This is a genomic window from Cellulomonas sp. PhB150, from assembly GCF_003755175.1.
Classification (GTDB): Bacteria; Actinomycetota; Actinomycetes; order Actinomycetales; family Cellulomonadaceae; genus Cellulomonas.
This window is the reverse complement of the sequence record NZ_RKHX01000002.1, coordinates 247,877-262,694: the sequence shown is the minus strand read 5'-3', so window position 1 is coordinate 262,694 and position 14,818 is coordinate 247,877. Positions and strand designations below refer to the sequence as shown.

The following is a 14,818-nucleotide window of genomic DNA, read 5'->3' as shown; positions in this document are numbered from 1 at the left end:
GCGCATGAATGTCGAGTCGTTCAACCTGGACCACCGCACCGTCGCCGCGCCGTACGTGCGCCTGGCCGACACCAAGAGGCTCCCGGCGGGCGACGTGATCGAGAAGTACGACGTGCGCTTCACGCAGCCCAACGTCGCGCACCTGGAGATGCCGGTCGTGCACTCCCTCGAGCACCTGTTCGCCGAGAAGTCGCGCAACCACTCGGACCGGGTCATCGACTTCTCCCCCATGGGCTGCCAGACCGGCTTCTACCTGATCCTGCAGGGGCAGTGGGAGTACGACGACGTCCTGGCGCTCGTGGCGGACACGCTCGAGGACGTCCTCGTGGCCGACGAGGTCCCCGCGGCGAACGAGGTGCAGTGCGGCTGGGGCGCGAACCACACGCTGTCCGGCGCGCAGGACGCCGCGCGCACGTTCCTGGCCGAGCGGGACTCGTGGTCGCAGGTGACGGCGTGACGTCTCGGGCCGCGCACCGGGCCGAGGCGGGCCCGCTGTCCGGTCCGGTCGACGCCGTGGTCGTCGTCGCGATGGCCGACGAGGCGGCGCCGTTCCTCGCGCGCGCGTCCTCCGTCGGGGAGCCCGTCGGGGTGGGCGGTGCCGAGCACCACCGGCTCGTGCTCGGGGGCCGCCGCGTGCTGCTCGTGCGGTCCGGGATCGGGCTGGTCAACGCCGCGTCGGCCGCGTCGGTCGCGCTCGGCTCGTCGTCGGCCCGCGTGCTGGTCAGCGCCGGGAGCGCCGGAGGGCTCGGGGTAGGCATCCGCGTCGGCGACGTCGTCGTCGGCTCGTCCTACGTCCTGGCCGACGCGGACGCCCGCGCCTTCGGCTACGAGCGGGGCCAGGTCCCGGGCATGCCGGCGTCCTACTCGGCCGATCCGGCGCTCGCAGCGGCCGCCGCCGCTCCGCGCGAGGACCTGCGGGTCCACGCCGGCCTGGCGATCTCCGGCGACTCGTTCATCGACGCCGAGCGGGTCGCCCGGGTCCGCGAGGCCTACCCCGGGGCGCTGGCCACCGACATGGAGTCGGCGGCCCTCGCGCAGACCGCCCACCTGTTCGGGGTGCCGTTCGTCTCGGTGCGCGGCATCTCCGACCTGTGCAGCCCCATGGAGGCCGGCGAGTTCCTCACCCATGTCGACGACGCGGCCGACCGCTCCGCCGCCGTCGTGGAGTCCCTCCTCACCACCCTCTGAGCCGGAAGGCCGTTCTCTCCCGGCCCCCTCTCTCCCCGCCCCCTCGCTCCCCGCCCTCTCGCCCCTCGCCCCCGGCTCCTCGCAGGGTGCGCGTGGGTGTGCGACACGCCGCGGGAGCTGCGGCGCGTCGCACACCCACTCGCACACCGACCCGCGCACCAGCGCACCAGCGCACCAGCGCACCAGCGCACCAGCGCACCGATTCGCGCGGATGGATGCAGGTGTGGTTGCACGACACGCCGTGCGCAGAGGCTGCTGCGCACGGCGTGTCGTTCAACGAAGGCTGCGACCACGGATCGCAGCTCACCCGTGAGGGCTGGGCGGGAGGCTGCCCGCTAGGGCTAACGGGAGGCTGGCCGTCAGGGCTGGGCCGGGGGCTGGCCGCCGTCGCCGCGCGGGCCACCGCCACGGCCGCCGCCTCCGCCCATCCCGCCGCCCATGCCCTCCTGGGCCTCGCCGGCGGTGCCGGTCCCGGCCGAGGTGGCGCCGGACGCCGAGCCGTCATGGGTCAGACCGCCCACGGCGTCGGTCCCTGCGGAACCACCGACGCTCGCCGTGTAGGTGTCACCGGAGACCACGTCGGGCGAGGAGTAGACCACCGAGGAGTACTGCTTCGTGGCCGTGAACGAGGCGAGCACGGTGCCGTCGGCGTCGAGCACGTGCACCACCCCGGGCTGCTGCGCCGCCGAGAGGGTGATCCCGACGAACGACTGGGAGGAGTCCGCGGACGGGGTCTGCGCCATGCCCGACGAGCCCACGGCCAGCAGCTCGCCGCCCGAGATCTCGAACGTGCCGTTGAAGTCGAGCGCGCCGTTGCCGTCGTTCGTCGGCCCGGACACGACGACCGTGCCCCCGCTCATCGTGATCGACCCGTTCGAGTCGAGCCCGTCGCCCTCGGCGTCCACCACGAGCGACCCGCCGGTGATGTCGAGCAGCACGTCGGCGTCGGCAGACATCTCCCCGCCGCCCGCTGCGTCCGCGGTGTCGTCGGTCGACCCCGCCGAGGCGTTGACCCCGTCGTCGCTGGTCGTCACCGACGTCGAGCCGCCGGCGACCGTGATGACCGGCGCCTCGAGGCCCTCGTTCGCGGTGGGGACGTCGACCGTCCCGCCCGAGATCTGCAGCGCGCCGTCGGCGTGGATGCCGTCGTCGCCGGTGGCCAGCGTGAGCGTGCCGTCGGTGATCGACGCGACGCCGCCGGAGTGGATGGCGTCGTCGGCGGAGTCCACGGCGACCGTGCCTCCGCCGACGACGACCACGGTGTCCGCCACGATCCCCTTGGGCGACGCGTCGTCGGCCACGGCCGTCTCGTGCCCGCCGCCGGCCGTGACGGTCAGCGTGCCGCCCGCGACCACGGCGTCCGTGGCCGCGGAGAGCCCGTCGTCGCCGGCCGTGAGCGTGACGTCTCCGGCGGTGATCTCGACGTAGCCGAGCGCGGTGTCGTCGGCGTTGTCGGACTTCAGGGCGTCGCCCCCGGCGGTGACGGTGAGCGAGCCGCCGTCGACGACGAGGTAGTCCTTGCCGCGGATGCCGTCGTCGGCCGCGGTCACCGTGATCGTGCCGGACTCGACGACCAGGCCGTCCTTCGAGGTGATCCCGTCGTTCGCGTTGCCCTCGATGTCGAGCGTGCCGGTCCCCGTGATCGTCAGGTCCGCGCTGCTGAACAGAGCCGCGTTGGGCGCGTCCGTGTCCGTCGAGGCGTAGGTGGTCGCGTCGGACAGGTGGTTCGTGGAGCCCGCCGCGAGCTCCACGACGACGTCGCCCGCGTCGGTGACCTGCAGCGGCGAGGTGGTCGAGCTCGAGAGGTCGGCGCCGTCCAGGACCAGGTGGACCGTGCCATCGTCCGGGCTGTCGACGACGACCGCGCCGTCGGTCAGCGTGCCGCTGATCCGGTAGGTCCCCGCCGCGGTGATGGTGACCGTCGAACCCTCCGCCGAGGCGCCGTCCCCGGACACGGTCGCGGACGTCCCGGACAGCGTGATCGTCGTCTCCGCCGAGTCGGACGCCCCGGCGACGTGCGCCGCGGTGTTGTCCGCCATGACGGACTCGACGGTCACGTCGGCGTCAGTCGCGGTGGCGGTCGTCGTGGTCGTCGCGGCGGTACCGGAGTCGGTCGTGCCGGTCGCGGCCGGATCGGCCGGGTCGGCCGAGCAGCCGGCCAGCAGGGCCGCGACCAGGACGACCGGTGCGGCCACGCGTGCGGTGATGCGTCTCATGATGATGCTCCGTTCAGTCAGCCCACGTGCCGGTCGAGGACGCGGCGCCAGGGGGTCGAGGGCAGGTCGGGGTGCAGGACGGCCATGCCGGTGCCGTACTTGGAGATGCGGACGGGCCGGTGCCCGTGCCGCCACAGCAGCCGGTCGGTCGACGAGGGCGTCGAGCCGGTCTTGGTCTCGACGACCGCGAGCCCGACGAGCGCCCGCTCGCGGCCGGTGTCGGCGTCGGTCCACACCAGGTCGGTGTCGATCGTCGTGCGGCTGTCGGGTCCCGACTCGGCCGGGACGTGCAGGGTCACCCGGTCGTACGAGCTCAGCAGCGTCGGCGCCATCGGACCGGCCAGCCCGCCGAGCACGTCGCTGGTGAACCGCAGCGCGGGGTCGTCGAGCTCGGTCCGGCCCGCCGCCTCGTGCGGGAGGCGCGTCTTGACCGTCGCGCCGCGCGGGCCGCGGGTCTTGACCTCGACCCAGCACAGGTCGGAGTCGACGTACGTGCGGGTGCGGACCTTGAAGCGGTGGCGCCGACGGCGGGCCGCGCCGAGGTAGCTCGTCAGCCCGGGGGTGTCGAAGTAGACCGACTCGTAGGCGAACACCCGCTCGCCGTCGATCTCGAGGGTGCGGACGGCCGGGTCCAGCGCGTCGAGCAGGGCCGGCAGGTCGCTCGTCGGGACCAGGTACTTGCGGTCGATCCGGGTCTGCAGCGAGGCCGCCGCCTCGAGCTCGCCGAGGGTGATGGGCGCGAGGTCCGCCAGCGCGGTCATCGGGCCACCTGCTCCCACGTGGTGGCCTCGGCGGCGACCTGCGCGGGCCGGCCGGACTCGTAGCGGACCGTGACGGTGGTGGTGTCGTTGACCAGGTCGAGCCGCTGGACGGACACCTGGTGCACGTGGCAGCCGAGCAGCCGCTCGAGGTGGGCCACGAGGGCGACCTCGTCGACGATCGCCCGGTCGACGACCATCGTCTGCTGCCGGTAGCGGGACATGACCCGCGGGCTGTCCGCGAGCGTCAGGACCAGCACGACGAGCGCCATGAGGCCGATGCTCAGCGCGAGCGGCGCGACGCCGAGCCCGCCGATGAGGCCCAGGGCCAGGGCCGCGAAGTAGTAGGCGACCTCGTGCTGCGTCAGCTCCGTGGAGCGCAGCCGGATGATCGACAGGACGCCGAACAGACCGAGCCCGAGGCCCGCGCCGACGGTGCTCTGGGCGAGCACGCCGGCCACGGCCAGGACGCCGACGTTCACGCCGAGGTAGGCGACCACGAGGTCGCGGCGACGGTGGCGGGGCAGGTAGACCGCGAAGGTCAGGATGCTGATCGCGACCAGGTCGACCGCGTAGAGGACGTACGGGGACATGGGGGGGACCTTTCGGGTGGAGTGCTCGGTGGTGCTATTCAGTCGCGCGCGGCTGAGCGGTCGCTGTGCGCCCGCTGAGGCAGGGGTACGGATGTCGCGGCCGCACGGGGTCCCGCGAACACGGAGGTGCGCTGCACCTGGAAGCCGATGACGAACAGCGCGAGGTCGGTGGCGACCTTCGCGGCCAGCAGGGGCACGCGGGCCGAGGTCAGCGCCCACAGCGAGCCGTAGCCCGCCACCATGAGCGCGGCCGCGAGCAGCCAGTACGCGACCGCCTCGCGTCGGACCGGGTGGCGGGTGCGGCGGCGGAAGACCCAGAAGCGGTTCACGACGAAGTTCACCGCCGAGCTCAGGGCGCGGGCGCCCAGGACGGCAGCGAGCAGGGAGCCGGTCGCCGACATGAGCAGCACCAGCGCGGCGGCGTCGACGACGAAGGCCAGCAGCGACGAAGCCGTGAACCGCAGCAGCGGCGCGTAGATCCGCGCGGAGTCGACGATCGGCCGGAAGTGCGACGAGGCGTTGCCGTCGAGGTAGACGGTCGCGATCGTCACCTCCTCGACCGGCAGGCCCTCCTGCGCCGCACGCAGCAGCACGACGAGCTCGTACTCGAACCGCTCGCCGCGCACGCCCAGCAGCCACGGCAGCATGTGCGCGGGGTACGCCCGCAGGCCCGTCTGGGTGTCCTGCACCGCGCACCCGGTCCCGGCCCGGAAGGCCATCCGCGTGCACGCGTTGCCGAACCGGCTGCGCAGCGGCACGTCGCCCGTGAACCGCCGTGCGCCCAGCACGACGGCCGTGCCGCCGGCGCGGGCGTGCTCGGCCACGGCGAGGATGTCGTCCGGCGTGTGCTGGCCGTCGCAGTCGGCGCAGACCACCCCGTGGCCGGGTTGCGCGCGGGCCACGTGCTCGAAGCCCGTCTTGAGCGCGCGGCCCTTGCCGCGGTTCACGGGGTGGGTCAGGACGGTGGCGCCCTCGTCGGCCGCGGCGGCGAACACTGCGGCGTACGCCGGCCCGCTGCCGTCGTCGACCACCACCACGGGCCGGCCACGCAGCGCCCGCACCAGCGCGACCAGGCGCTCGTCGGGCTCGAATGCCGGGATCAGCACGATCACGACGACACCGCGGACGACAGCCCGCCGATGTAGAGGATGTCGGACGTCCCGCGCTCCTGGCCCTTGCCGAGCGGGTCGTTGACGAGCTCGCCGTCGAACACCATCGTCGAGGACCCGCCGCCGTCGATGTTGTAGGCCGTCGTCGCGCCGAGGCCCTGCATGATCTCGGCGAGCCCGGTCATCGTGACGCCCGCCGAGTACCCGGTGCTGCGGCCGTCGACGACGACGAACACCAGGTGGTTGTCGTCGATCACCCCGACCGCGGTGCGCGGCTGCGCGCCCTGGATCGAGTGGTTGCCGAAGTTCGTGTCGACCTCGACGTCGTCGATGCCGGCGGCGACCTGGCCGTCGTCGAGCAGCGAGGGACCGAAGCTCAGGGTGTTCCAGACACCCGCGTCGACGAGCTCCTGGGCGGTCGTCGACGTCTCGTCGTACACCTCGACGTGCCCGTCGCGGTAGAAGGCGAGCCCCTCGCGGGCGCCCTCGTCGCGGAACACCACGCCGTTGCGGATGACGATGCCCGTGTCACGGAAGCCGTAGTAGTCGCCGTTGATCGCGAAGACCGCGTCGTTGTCGGCCGCGATGTCGGAGGTGTCCTCGACGATGTTCGTGCCGAACTCGTTGTTCGCGAACGCCGACCGCAGGGTGGTCGCGTCGCTCAGCGTCACGTCGGCGACGTAGTACGTGACGGTCGAGTCCCCAGATCCGGTGACGACCTTCTTGATCGTGACGTCGGAGTCGTCGGAGGTGTAGCTCGTCGAGGTGACGGTGCCGCTCGTCGCGGTGGTCGGCTCGCTCGTCGCACCCGACTGCGCGGCGACGTAGGAGTCCACGTCGGAGATCGCGACGTGGTCGATGACGAACCGGTCGAGCGCCCAGGCCGCCGCCCCGCCGACGACGAGCAGCACGCTCAGCGATCCGGCGACGACGGCGCGCCGGACGCGGCGCTTGCGCTTCGGGGCAGGTGTCGAGGTGTCCATGCCGCAGTTCTACGAACTGGGCATAGCGACCCCGTAGGCCCCCGCTGTGTGCGCCCTGAGCATGCAGCAGACCCGTCACCGGGTGGTGACGGGCCTGCTCAGCGCATGCTCAGAGGTCGGCGACGCGCGCGACCGCCGGGGCGACCTTGTCGCGGAGCCAGGCAGACGGAGGAGTCTCCGGCGCACGCAGGATGACCGTCTCGACACCGAGCGCGGCGTACGGGCGCATCTCGTCGACGAAGCCGTCGACGTCGCCGGTCAGGAGCTGGTCGCCGCCTGCCAGGATCGTCACGCGGATGTCGGCCGGGTCGCGGCCCACGTCCTCGCAGTGCCCGCGCAGGACCTCGAGCTTGTGCTTCGTCTCGTCGGGCGAGGCCGCGAACAGGTTGCACGCGTCCGCGTACTGCGCGACGAGGCGCAGCGTCTTGCGCTCCCCCGACCCGCCGACCATGATCTCCGGCTTGCTCAGCGGCAGCGGCGAGCAGATCGTCTCCGCCAGCTGGTAGTGAGTGCCGGCGAACGGGCCCACCTGCGCCGGGTCCCACATCTGGTGGAGGATCTGGAGCGCCTCCTCGAGGCGCTCGAACCGCTCCTTGAGCGGCGGGAACGGCACCCCGAACGCGGCGTGCTCGCGGTCGTACCAGGCGGCGCCGATGCCCATCGTCGCGCGACCGCCGGACAGGACGTCGAGCGTCGCGCCGATCTTGGCGAGCAGCCCCGGGTAGCGGTAGGTGACACCCGTGACGAGCACGCCCAGCTGGGCCTTCTCCGTCACGCCGGCCAGGTAGCCGAGGGTCGTGTACGCCTCCAGCATGGGGTCCTCGGCCGGGAAGCCCGCCCGCTCCATCTGGAAGTAGTGGTCCATGACGGACAGCCAGGCGACGCCGGCCTCGTCGGCCGCCTCGCCGGTCGCCTTGAGCTCGGCCCGCAGGTGGGCCGGCGGGACCGAGTCGAACCGGTAGAGGTGTGCTCCGACGCGCATGATCAGCCCTGCGCGATCCGGGAGACGTGCTCCCACTCGCGCCACGTCTCGAGCCGGCGGCCGTAGTCGGCCTCCGCGATCGCGATCGGGGCGGTGCCGAAGAACACGCGCAGCGGCGGGTGCTCGGCGTCGACGATGCGCAGCACGGCCGCCGCGCTCGCGTTCGGGTCGCCAGGGTTGGCGGTCCGGGTGGCCCGGGTCTCGGCGGCCTGGACGCGGAACTCGTCGTAGGCCGGGTTCGCCGTCGCGTGCTTGGCCGACGCGCCGCCCCAGTCGGTGGAGAACCCGCCGGGCTCGATGAGCGTGACGTGGATGCCGAAGCCGGCGACCTCCTGCGCGAGCGCCTGGCTGAAGCCCTCGAGCGCCCACTTGGAGGCGTTGTAGATGCCGATGTTGGCGAACGCGCTGATCCCGCCGATCGACGAGACCTGCAGGATGTGGCCGCCGCCCTGCTCGCGCAGCAGCGGCAGCGCCGCCTGCGTGACCCACAGCGCGCCGAAGACGTTCGTCTCGATCTGGTCGCGCGACTCCGCCTCGGACAGCTCCTCGATCATGCCGAACTGGCCGTAGCCGGCGTTGTTGACGACGACGTCGAGGCGGCCGAGGTGGGCGTGCGCCTGCTGGACCGCCGCGAAGTCGGCGTCCCGGTCGGTGACGTCCAGCTGGATCGGCAGGATGGCGTCGCCGTACTTCTGGACGAGGTCGTCCAGGGTGCCGGTGTCGCGGGCGGTGGCGGCCACGCGGTCGCCGCGGTCGAGGGCGGCCAGCGTCCACTCACGGCCGAAGCCGCGGGACGCGCCGGTGATGAACCAGGTCTTCATGGGGTCTCTTCCCGGAGTGCGGGGTGGGGGCGCCTCGTGGGCTACCCTCGTAAACGGAAGCGGTTCCGGTTACGGGACCAGACTAAGCGGAGGCCCCTCCGCATCGCAACAGGAGGTGAGCGTGGGCACCCCGCTCCGGGCCGACGCGGCCCGCAACCGCGAGAAGCTCCTCGCCGCCGCCATCGACGCGTTCGGCTCCGACGGCGCCGACGTGCCGCTCGAGACGATCGCCTCCCGGGCGGGCGTCGGGGTCGGCACCCTCTACCGCCACTTCGCCAACCGCGACGCACTCGTCGAGGCCGCGTACCGCCAGGAGGTCGGCGCGCTCTGCGACGCAGCCCCTGACCTGCTGGATCGCCACGACCAGGCGGTCGACGCGCTCCGGGAGTGGTCGGTGCGCTTCGTGCACTACGTCGCCACCAAGCGCGGGATGGGCGCGGCCCTGCGCTCTGCCGCGGGGAGCGACGCGATGCTGTTCAGCGAGACGCGCGAGCGGATCATCGGCGCACTCGCGCTGCTGCTCGCCGCAGGGGCGGCCGACGGGTCCACACGACCGGATGCCGACCCGGACGACCTCTGGCTCGCGATGGGCGGGGTGTGGAACATCCCGCTCGGTGACGCGTGGGAGGGCCAGGTCCGCCGGCTGCTCGACCTAGTGATCGACGGCCTGCGCTACGGCGCCCGCACCGCCTGACGGGCCCGTCGTCGGTCGCCCGACCTAGCCGCACTTGGTACGCGAGTGAGCTCCTGGGGCTCCGACGAACCTCAGGAGCGCACTCCAGCCACAAGTGCGGCTATCTCGGGCCGGCGACCGCGGCCGCCACGTGAGAACGGGCGAGCTCCACGAGCGCCCGGGCGCGGGCCGGATCGGTGACCTGGTGGGCCCCGTAGCCCCCGGCCTCCGCACTCGGGTCGAAGACCCGTGCCCCCGCAGAGAAGTGCACCGCGTCCACGCCGGCCTCCAGCACGCTGACCAGGTTCGCCTCGGTCACGCCGCCGCCGGCCATCACCTGCACGCGGCGTCCCGGTCGCGCGGACATCGACCGCAGCGCGGCCAGGCCCGCGGTGACGTCACTCCCCCCCGGCGGTGAGCACGCGGCTGACGCCGGCGTCGGCCAGCACGTCGAGCACGTCGGGATCGGCGACGGCGTCCACGGCGCGGTGGAAGGTGACCGGCACACCCCCGGCGGCGTCGCGCAGCGCCGCGAGCGCGGCCAGGTCGACGGCGCCGTCCCGCAGTGCGCCGACGACGACACCGTCGACCCCGAGCTCGACGAGCCGCCGCACGTCGGCGACCATCACGGCCACCTCGTCGTCGTCGTAGGTGAACCCGCCTGCCCGCACCCGGATGATCGGGTGGACCCCGAGCCCCGACCCGGCCGCGAGCCGGACCGCTGCGGCGGCGAGCGACAGGGACGGTGTCACGCCACCCACCTCGAGCGCCCCGCACAGCTCGACCCGGTCCATCCCCAGGTCCAGGGCGACACGGAGGCCCGCCAGATCGGTCACGGCCAGCTCGAGCGCAGTCACGGCCCTGACTCTAGAGTGCCCCCATGCCCGACACCGTGGACGAGTACATCGCCGGCTTCGAGCCCGACGTGCAGGAGATCCTGCAGAACGTCCGCCTCGCGATCCATCGGGGCGTGCCGGGCGCGGACGAGAAGATCCGCTACGGCATGGCCGCGGTCATGCTCGGCGGCCGCTACGCGATCCACATCGGCGGCTGGAAGAAGCACGTGGGCCTCTACCCCGTGCCGCGCTTCGAGGGTGCCCTCGAGGAGGCGATCGCCCCGTACCGCTCCGAGAAGGACTCGGTCACGTTCCGATACGCCGACGAGGTCCCGTACGACCTGATCCAGCGGGTCGCCGAGGCGATCGCCGCGCAGCGCTCGCCGGTGTGACGTCGGCCTGACGTCGGCTCGGCCGGAATGCCTGGTAGCACCAGCGGGTTGCCGAGAAGGTGCCCGCACTCTCGGTCCTCGACCTCATCCCCGTCCGCACCGACCAGACCACGGGTGACGCGCTCGCCGCGACCCTGGCACTGGCCCGCACCGCCGACGACCTCGGCCTGACGCGCTACTGGCTCGCCGAGCACCACAACATGCCGGCCGTCGCCTCGACGAACCCGCCGATCCTCATGGCGATGGTGGCCGCCGCGACGCAGCGCATCCGGGTCGGCTCGGGGGGCGTCATGCTCCCCAACCACTCCCCGCTGGTCATCGCCGAGCAGGTCGCCCTCCTCGAGGCCGCGCACCCGGGCCGGATCGACGTCGGCCTGGGTCGCGCGCCCGGCTCCGACCCCGTGACGGGGCACCTGCTGCGACGCGGCGCGACGACCGACGGCGTCGACACCTTCCCCGACGACGTCGCCACGTTGAGCTCGCTGCTGCGCCCGAACGGCGTCCAGGTCGCACTCGGCGCCCGCACGTACGACCTGCGCGCGACACCGCAGGCGACGAGCGCCGCCCAGGTGTGGCTGCTCGGCTCGTCGATGTACTCCGCACAGCTCGCTGGCGAGCTGGGTCTGCCGTACGTCTTCGCCCACCACTTCGCGGGCCGCGGCACCAACGAGGCGATCGCGCTGTACCGCCGCACCTTCGTCCCGAGCGAGGAGCTCCCGGAGCCGCGCACCATCGCGGTCGCCAACGTCGTCGTCGCCGAGGACAGCGCCGAGGCCGCCCGCCTCGCCCTGCCGAACGCCCGCTCGATGTGGCGCCTGCGCTCGGGCCAGACCCTGGCCGCGCAGGAGCTCGTCGAGGACGCGGAGGCCGCCGCGCCGACGCCGCCGATGGACGAGCTGACCCACTCGTGGATCGTCGGCGACCCCACGCACGCCGCCGCGGAGGTCACGCGCCTGGCCGAGCGGCTCGGCACCGACGAGCTCATGGTCAGCCCGATCGCCGGCGCGCACCGCGGCTCACCCGCGGACCGCTCCCCGGCCCGCGAGGAGACCCTGCGCCTGCTGGCTGCCGCGCTGGCGTGACCGATCCCGCCCCACTTGTGACGCACGTGCATTCTTGAGCCGCGATCGACGCGACAAGAGGCACCACCAGTCACCAGTGGGGCGGGATGCGTCAGCGACCCGCCGCGCGGTACGCCCGGCCCGCGGCGGTCGGCGAGTCGCCGTCGCGGTACAGCCCGTTCGGGTAGCCCTTCGCCGGCAGCCCGAAGTACGCGTACCGCTTCACGTACGCGAGCTTGTCCATCATCGTCGTCGCGCCCTGGAGGAACGCCACGAGCTGCTTGCTGGAGGGGTACGTCGTCTTCGCGCCGAACCGGATGAGGCTGAACTCGGTCACCCAGATCGGCTTCTTGTACTTCTTGTGCACCGCCACGAGGTACGCCTTGAGCTGCTTGACCGAGGCCGACGAGAAGTCCGAGCCGTACCAGTGCAGCGTGATGAAGTCGACGCGCAGGTGCTTGGCCTTGGCTCCCTTCATGAACCGGTCGAGCCAGCCGCCGGAACGGTCGACGCCCCAGGCGACCGCGGGGCTGCCGAGGGTCCGGCCGGTTGCCTGCAGCCGGGGCCACAGGGTCAGGGCACGGGAGACGGTCATGTTCGCCTGCCCGGCGAGGTCCGGCTCGTTGAAGCCGAGGATGACCTTCGACTTCTTGGCCGCCGCGAGGTTGGCCTTGGTCACGGACGCGGCGCCCCAGATCATCGGGACGAACGTCGATCCCGCAGGACCCTTCATGCCCGCGTTCGACGGCGACCAGTTGTAGTACCAGCTGGCGCCGACGTCCTTGAGCGCCGCCTTCAGCCCGGGCATCTCCCACGTGGCCACGCCCTTCTTCGGGCTGTGGTGCGTGGCCGCGGACGCCTGGGCGGCTGGGGCGACGACGAGGGCGGCGAGCAGGAGGGCGACGACGAGGCCGCGGCGTGCAGGCATGGTCGGGAGTCTGACCGGGCAGCGGACGACAGGCAAGAGTCAGCCGACGACGCGCGCGATCCGCTCGGCATCGATCCGCAGCTCGCGGAACATCCCGCTGATCGGGTTGGTGTACCCAGTGAAGTAGAGGCCCGGCCGGGCGGGCCGCGGGCCGTGGGCACGCGGCACCCCGTGCTCGTCGAGCACGCCGAGGTGCCCCACCATCGGCTCGAGCCCGCGCCGGTAGCCCGTCGCCGCGAGGATCACGTCCGGGCTGACGCGCGAGCCGTCCGCGAGCAGCACGTCCGGCCCGTCCACGCCGACGACGGCCCCGACGGGTGTCACGGCGCCGGACTGCACCGCCGCGATGAGCCCCACGTCCTGCACCGGCACCGATCCCTGCTGCACGCGGGAGTACAGCCCGGTCGTCGGCCGCGGCAGGCCGTACGACGACAGGTCCGGGACCTCGACGCGCGCCACGGCACCAGCGATCCGGTCCACGAGCGGCACGGGCAGGTGCCGCACCAGGATCCCGGTCCCCTGCGCGGGCCAGCCCAGGTTGGAGCGCCGCACGATGTGGGGCGGCGTCCGGACCGCGAGCCGCACGCGCGACGCGCCGCCCTCGGCCAGGTCGACCGCGAGCTCCGCGCCCGTGTTGCCGACGCCGACCACGAGCACGTCCCGCCCGACGAAGGGCGCGGCGTTCCGGTACCGCGAGGCGTGCAGCACCTCGCCGGTGAACGTGTCGATGCCGGGCCAGGCCGGCGGGACGGGCGTGTGGTTGTACCCGGTCGCGACGACGACGTTGCGTGCCCGCAGCTCGCCGGCCGACGTCGTCAGCACCCACCCGGTGCCGTCGGCGTCCGCGCGGTCGACGCTCACGCCCGTCCGCACGTCGAGGTCACGGGCGTACTCCTCGAGGTAGGCGACCACGTCGTCGCGGGCCACCCACCGGCCGTAGCGCCGCGGGATCACCGTGCCCGGCAGGCTCGACCATCGGCGGGTGGTGTGCAGGTGCAGCCGGTCGTAGTGCCCGCGCCACGACGCCCCGACGTCGTCGGCCCGCTCGAGGACGGTCGCGTCGACGCCTCGAGCGCCGAGCGCGGCCGCGACGGCGAGACCTGCGGGACCGGCGCCGACGACCAGGGTGCTCATGCCGGCAGTTCTACCGTGCGGAGGACCCCGTGCGCGACGGCCGTTCGAGCACCGTGATTGCCTCGTAGTGCGTCGTCTGCGGGAACATGTCGAGCAGCCGCGCACGCGTGGGCCGCAGGGAGGGCATCGCCGCGAGGTCGCGGGCCAGCGACTCCGCGTTGCAGCTCGAGTAGACGACGTGCCGCACCCCGGAGCCCTCGAGCCAGGCGGCCAGCTCGTGCCCGATCCCCCGCCGCGGCGGGTTCACGATCACCATCTCGGGCGCGGACCCGGCGCCCAGCGCGAAGGCGGTCGCGTCCCCGGCCGCGAAGGACACCCCGTCCAGCCCCAGCTCGTCGCGCGACGCCTCCGCGCTGACGATCGCCTCCGCGCTGACCTCGATGCCGGTGACCGCCCGCCCGGGCGCCGCGCAGTGCAGCGCGAACCCACCGACGCCGCAGTACAGGTCCCACAACGAGGCCGGCGCGACCTCGTCGACCCACTGCACCGCCTGCCTGTACAGCGCGGACGCAACCGCGGTGTTCGTCTGGAAGAACGACTGCGGGCGCAGGTGCAGGTCGATCCCGTTGACGGTCATGCGTAGCGTCTGCCGCTCGGTCAGCGGGATCTCGAGCGGGCCTTCGACGACCGCCTTGTGCTCGGGAAGGATGTTCGCCGACACCACCGCGACGTCGCCGAGCGCGGGCAGGTGCTTGCGGATCCGCGCGACCGACTCCTGCGAGCGCAGCACGAACCGGACCATGAGCTCACCGTCCGGCGACAGCGTGACGAGCACGTTCTTGAGCTCACCGGTCCGCTCCGGGACCGAGTACGGCGTGAGCCCGGCGGTCGTGACGAACGCCTCGAGGACCGGGAAGATGCGACTCAGCTCGGGCGGGTAGAGCCCGCAGCCCTGCAGGTCGACGCCCCCGCCGGCGCGGTCGAGGATGCCGAGGGTCGGGCGGTCGACGGTCCCGCCGACGACCATCTTCGCCTTGTTGCGGAAGCCGCTCTCCGGCCCGACGACGGGCGGGAGCCACCGCACGTCGGGCCCGAGCATCGAGCGGACGTGCCGCTCCTTGTCAGCGACCTGCAGACCGTGCGGCTGCCCCATGAGCGTGCACGAGCGGCACGAACCCGCGTCGTAGTAGGAGCACTGCACCCC

Annotated in this window: 17 protein-coding genes; 5 read left to right on the top strand and 12 right to left on the bottom strand. The window is 73.1% G+C overall.

The annotated features are described in order from the left end of the window. Positions 1 to 4: 4 nt before the first annotated feature. Positions 5 to 457 carry an S-ribosylhomocysteine lyase gene (locus EDF34_RS08580; protein WP_123371271.1) on the top strand — a complete coding sequence of 151 codons (453 nt, stop codon included), beginning with the start codon at positions 5 to 7 and terminating at the stop codon, positions 455 to 457. Further along, the gene (locus EDF34_RS08575; protein WP_233575278.1) at positions 454 to 1,188 is read left to right on the top strand and encodes a 5'-methylthioadenosine/adenosylhomocysteine nucleosidase; all 735 of its coding nucleotides are present in this window, start codon (positions 454 to 456) and stop codon (positions 1,186 to 1,188) included. Before EDF34_RS08580 ends, EDF34_RS08575 begins: the two co-directional genes overlap by 4 nt. Positions 1,189 to 1,547: 359 nt before the next feature. Here EDF34_RS08575 and EDF34_RS08570 read toward each other — a convergent pair whose 3' ends face one another. The 7 genes from EDF34_RS08570 to EDF34_RS08540 form a co-directional block, all read right to left on the bottom strand. After that, positions 1,548 to 3,404, bottom strand: coding sequence for a carbohydrate-binding domain-containing protein (locus tag EDF34_RS08570; RefSeq protein ID WP_123370957.1), 1,857 nt, complete (start codon positions 3,402 to 3,404; stop codon positions 1,548 to 1,550). A gap of 17 nt (positions 3,405 to 3,421) precedes the next feature. Continuing rightward, positions 3,422 to 4,165, bottom strand: coding sequence for a polyphosphate polymerase domain-containing protein (locus EDF34_RS08565; RefSeq protein WP_123370956.1), 744 nt, complete (start codon positions 4,163 to 4,165; stop codon positions 3,422 to 3,424). Next, entirely contained in the window at positions 4,162 to 4,755 is a 594-nt protein-coding gene (locus EDF34_RS08560) for a DUF4956 domain-containing protein (RefSeq protein WP_123370955.1), read from the bottom strand. Before EDF34_RS08560 ends, EDF34_RS08565 begins: the two co-directional genes overlap by 4 nt. 38 nt (positions 4,756 to 4,793) lie before the next feature. After that, on the bottom strand, positions 4,794 to 5,867 hold the full coding sequence (locus EDF34_RS08555) for a bifunctional glycosyltransferase family 2/GtrA family protein (protein ID WP_123370954.1): 1,074 nt from the start codon (positions 5,865 to 5,867) through the stop codon (positions 4,794 to 4,796). After that, entirely contained in the window at positions 5,864 to 6,847 is a 984-nt protein-coding gene (locus EDF34_RS08550) for a phosphodiester glycosidase family protein (RefSeq protein ID WP_123370953.1), read from the bottom strand. The genes EDF34_RS08555 and EDF34_RS08550 overlap by 4 nt, the downstream gene beginning before the upstream one ends. Positions 6,848 to 6,956: 109 nt before the next feature. Continuing rightward, positions 6,957 to 7,829, bottom strand: coding sequence for an LLM class F420-dependent oxidoreductase (locus EDF34_RS08545; protein ID WP_123370952.1), 873 nt, complete (start codon positions 7,827 to 7,829; stop codon positions 6,957 to 6,959). Positions 7,830 to 7,831: 2 nt separating this feature from the next. Further along, entirely contained in the window at positions 7,832 to 8,650 is an 819-nt protein-coding gene (locus EDF34_RS08540; RefSeq protein WP_123370951.1) for an SDR family oxidoreductase, read from the bottom strand. A gap of 121 nt (positions 8,651 to 8,771) precedes the next feature. Between EDF34_RS08540 and EDF34_RS08535 the strand changes: the two genes are divergently transcribed. After that, a complete protein-coding gene (locus tag EDF34_RS08535; protein ID WP_199737749.1) occupies positions 8,772 to 9,344 on the top strand; it encodes a TetR/AcrR family transcriptional regulator in 573 nt (190 codons plus the stop codon). A 100-nt stretch (positions 9,345 to 9,444) separates the two neighbouring features. Here the strand turns inward: EDF34_RS08535 and EDF34_RS17845 are convergent, their stop codons facing one another. Beyond that, positions 9,445 to 9,690, bottom strand: a complete 246-nt coding sequence (locus tag EDF34_RS17845; RefSeq protein ID WP_233575277.1) for a hypothetical protein — start codon at positions 9,688 to 9,690, stop codon at positions 9,445 to 9,447. Positions 9,691 to 9,721: 31 nt separating this feature from the next. Next, positions 9,722 to 10,180: a copper homeostasis protein CutC gene (locus EDF34_RS17840; RefSeq protein ID WP_233575276.1), complete on the bottom strand. Its 459-nt coding sequence runs from the start codon at positions 10,178 to 10,180 to the stop codon at positions 9,722 to 9,724. A 23-nt stretch (positions 10,181 to 10,203) separates the two neighbouring features. Here EDF34_RS17840 and EDF34_RS08525 point away from each other — a divergent pair, with 23 nt between their 5' ends. Then, positions 10,204 to 10,551 (top strand): iron chaperone, encoded by a 348-nt coding sequence (locus tag EDF34_RS08525; protein WP_123370949.1) that lies wholly within the window; start codon positions 10,204 to 10,206, stop codon positions 10,549 to 10,551. A 59-nt stretch (positions 10,552 to 10,610) separates the two neighbouring features. Next, the gene (locus EDF34_RS08520; RefSeq protein WP_123370948.1) at positions 10,611 to 11,633 is read left to right on the top strand and encodes an LLM class flavin-dependent oxidoreductase; all 1,023 of its coding nucleotides are present in this window, start codon (positions 10,611 to 10,613) and stop codon (positions 11,631 to 11,633) included. 91 nt (positions 11,634 to 11,724) lie between these two features. On the opposite strand, the gene EDF34_RS08515 is transcribed toward EDF34_RS08520, so the two are convergent. Genes EDF34_RS08515 through rlmC form a run of 3 tightly spaced genes read right to left on the bottom strand, consistent with a single transcriptional unit; the run spans position 11,725 to position 14,815 of the window. After that, entirely contained in the window at positions 11,725 to 12,540 is an 816-nt protein-coding gene (locus EDF34_RS08515; RefSeq protein ID WP_123370947.1) for a glycoside hydrolase family protein, read from the bottom strand. Between the two features lie 39 nt (positions 12,541 to 12,579). Then, entirely contained in the window at positions 12,580 to 13,674 is a 1,095-nt protein-coding gene (locus tag EDF34_RS08510) for an NAD(P)/FAD-dependent oxidoreductase (RefSeq protein ID WP_123370946.1), read from the bottom strand. 10 nt (positions 13,675 to 13,684) lie between these two features. Continuing rightward, positions 13,685 to 14,815 carry a 23S rRNA (uracil(747)-C(5))-methyltransferase RlmC gene (rlmC, locus tag EDF34_RS08505; protein ID WP_123370945.1) on the bottom strand — a complete coding sequence of 377 codons (1,131 nt, stop codon included), beginning with the start codon at positions 14,813 to 14,815 and terminating at the stop codon, positions 13,685 to 13,687. Positions 14,816 to 14,818: the final 3 nt, after the last annotated feature.

Bases quoted from the DNA above. Each gene is read 5' to 3' on its own strand.
- EDF34_RS08565 (WP_123370956.1), bottom strand. From the start codon at position 4,165: ATGACCGCGCTGGCGGACCTCGCGCCCATCACCCTCGGCGAGCTCGAG.
- EDF34_RS08550 (WP_123370953.1), bottom strand. From the start codon at position 6,847: ATGGACACCTCGACACCTGCCCCGAAGCGCAAGCGCCGCGTCCGGCGC.
- EDF34_RS08540 (WP_123370951.1), bottom strand. From the start codon at position 8,650: ATGAAGACCTGGTTCATCACCGGCGCGTCCCGCGGCTTCGGCCGTGAG.
- EDF34_RS08570 (WP_123370957.1), bottom strand. From the start codon at position 3,404: ATGAGACGCATCACCGCACGCGTGGCCGCACCGGTCGTCCTGGTCGCG.
- EDF34_RS08545 (WP_123370952.1), bottom strand. From the start codon at position 7,829: ATGCGCGTCGGAGCACACCTCTACCGGTTCGACTCGGTCCCGCCGGCC.
- EDF34_RS08515 (WP_123370947.1), bottom strand. From the start codon at position 12,540: ATGCCTGCACGCCGCGGCCTCGTCGTCGCCCTCCTGCTCGCCGCCCTC.
- EDF34_RS17845 (WP_233575277.1), bottom strand. From the start codon at position 9,690: ATGTCCGCGCGACCGGGACGCCGCGTGCAGGTGATGGCCGGCGGCGGC.
- EDF34_RS08560 (WP_123370955.1), bottom strand. From the start codon at position 4,755: ATGTCCCCGTACGTCCTCTACGCGGTCGACCTGGTCGCGATCAGCATC.
- EDF34_RS08525 (WP_123370949.1), top strand. From the start codon at position 10,204: ATGCCCGACACCGTGGACGAGTACATCGCCGGCTTCGAGCCCGACGTG.
- EDF34_RS08580 (WP_123371271.1), top strand. From the start codon at position 5: ATGAATGTCGAGTCGTTCAACCTGGACCACCGCACCGTCGCCGCGCCG.
- EDF34_RS08510 (WP_123370946.1), bottom strand. From the start codon at position 13,674: ATGAGCACCCTGGTCGTCGGCGCCGGTCCCGCAGGTCTCGCCGTCGCG.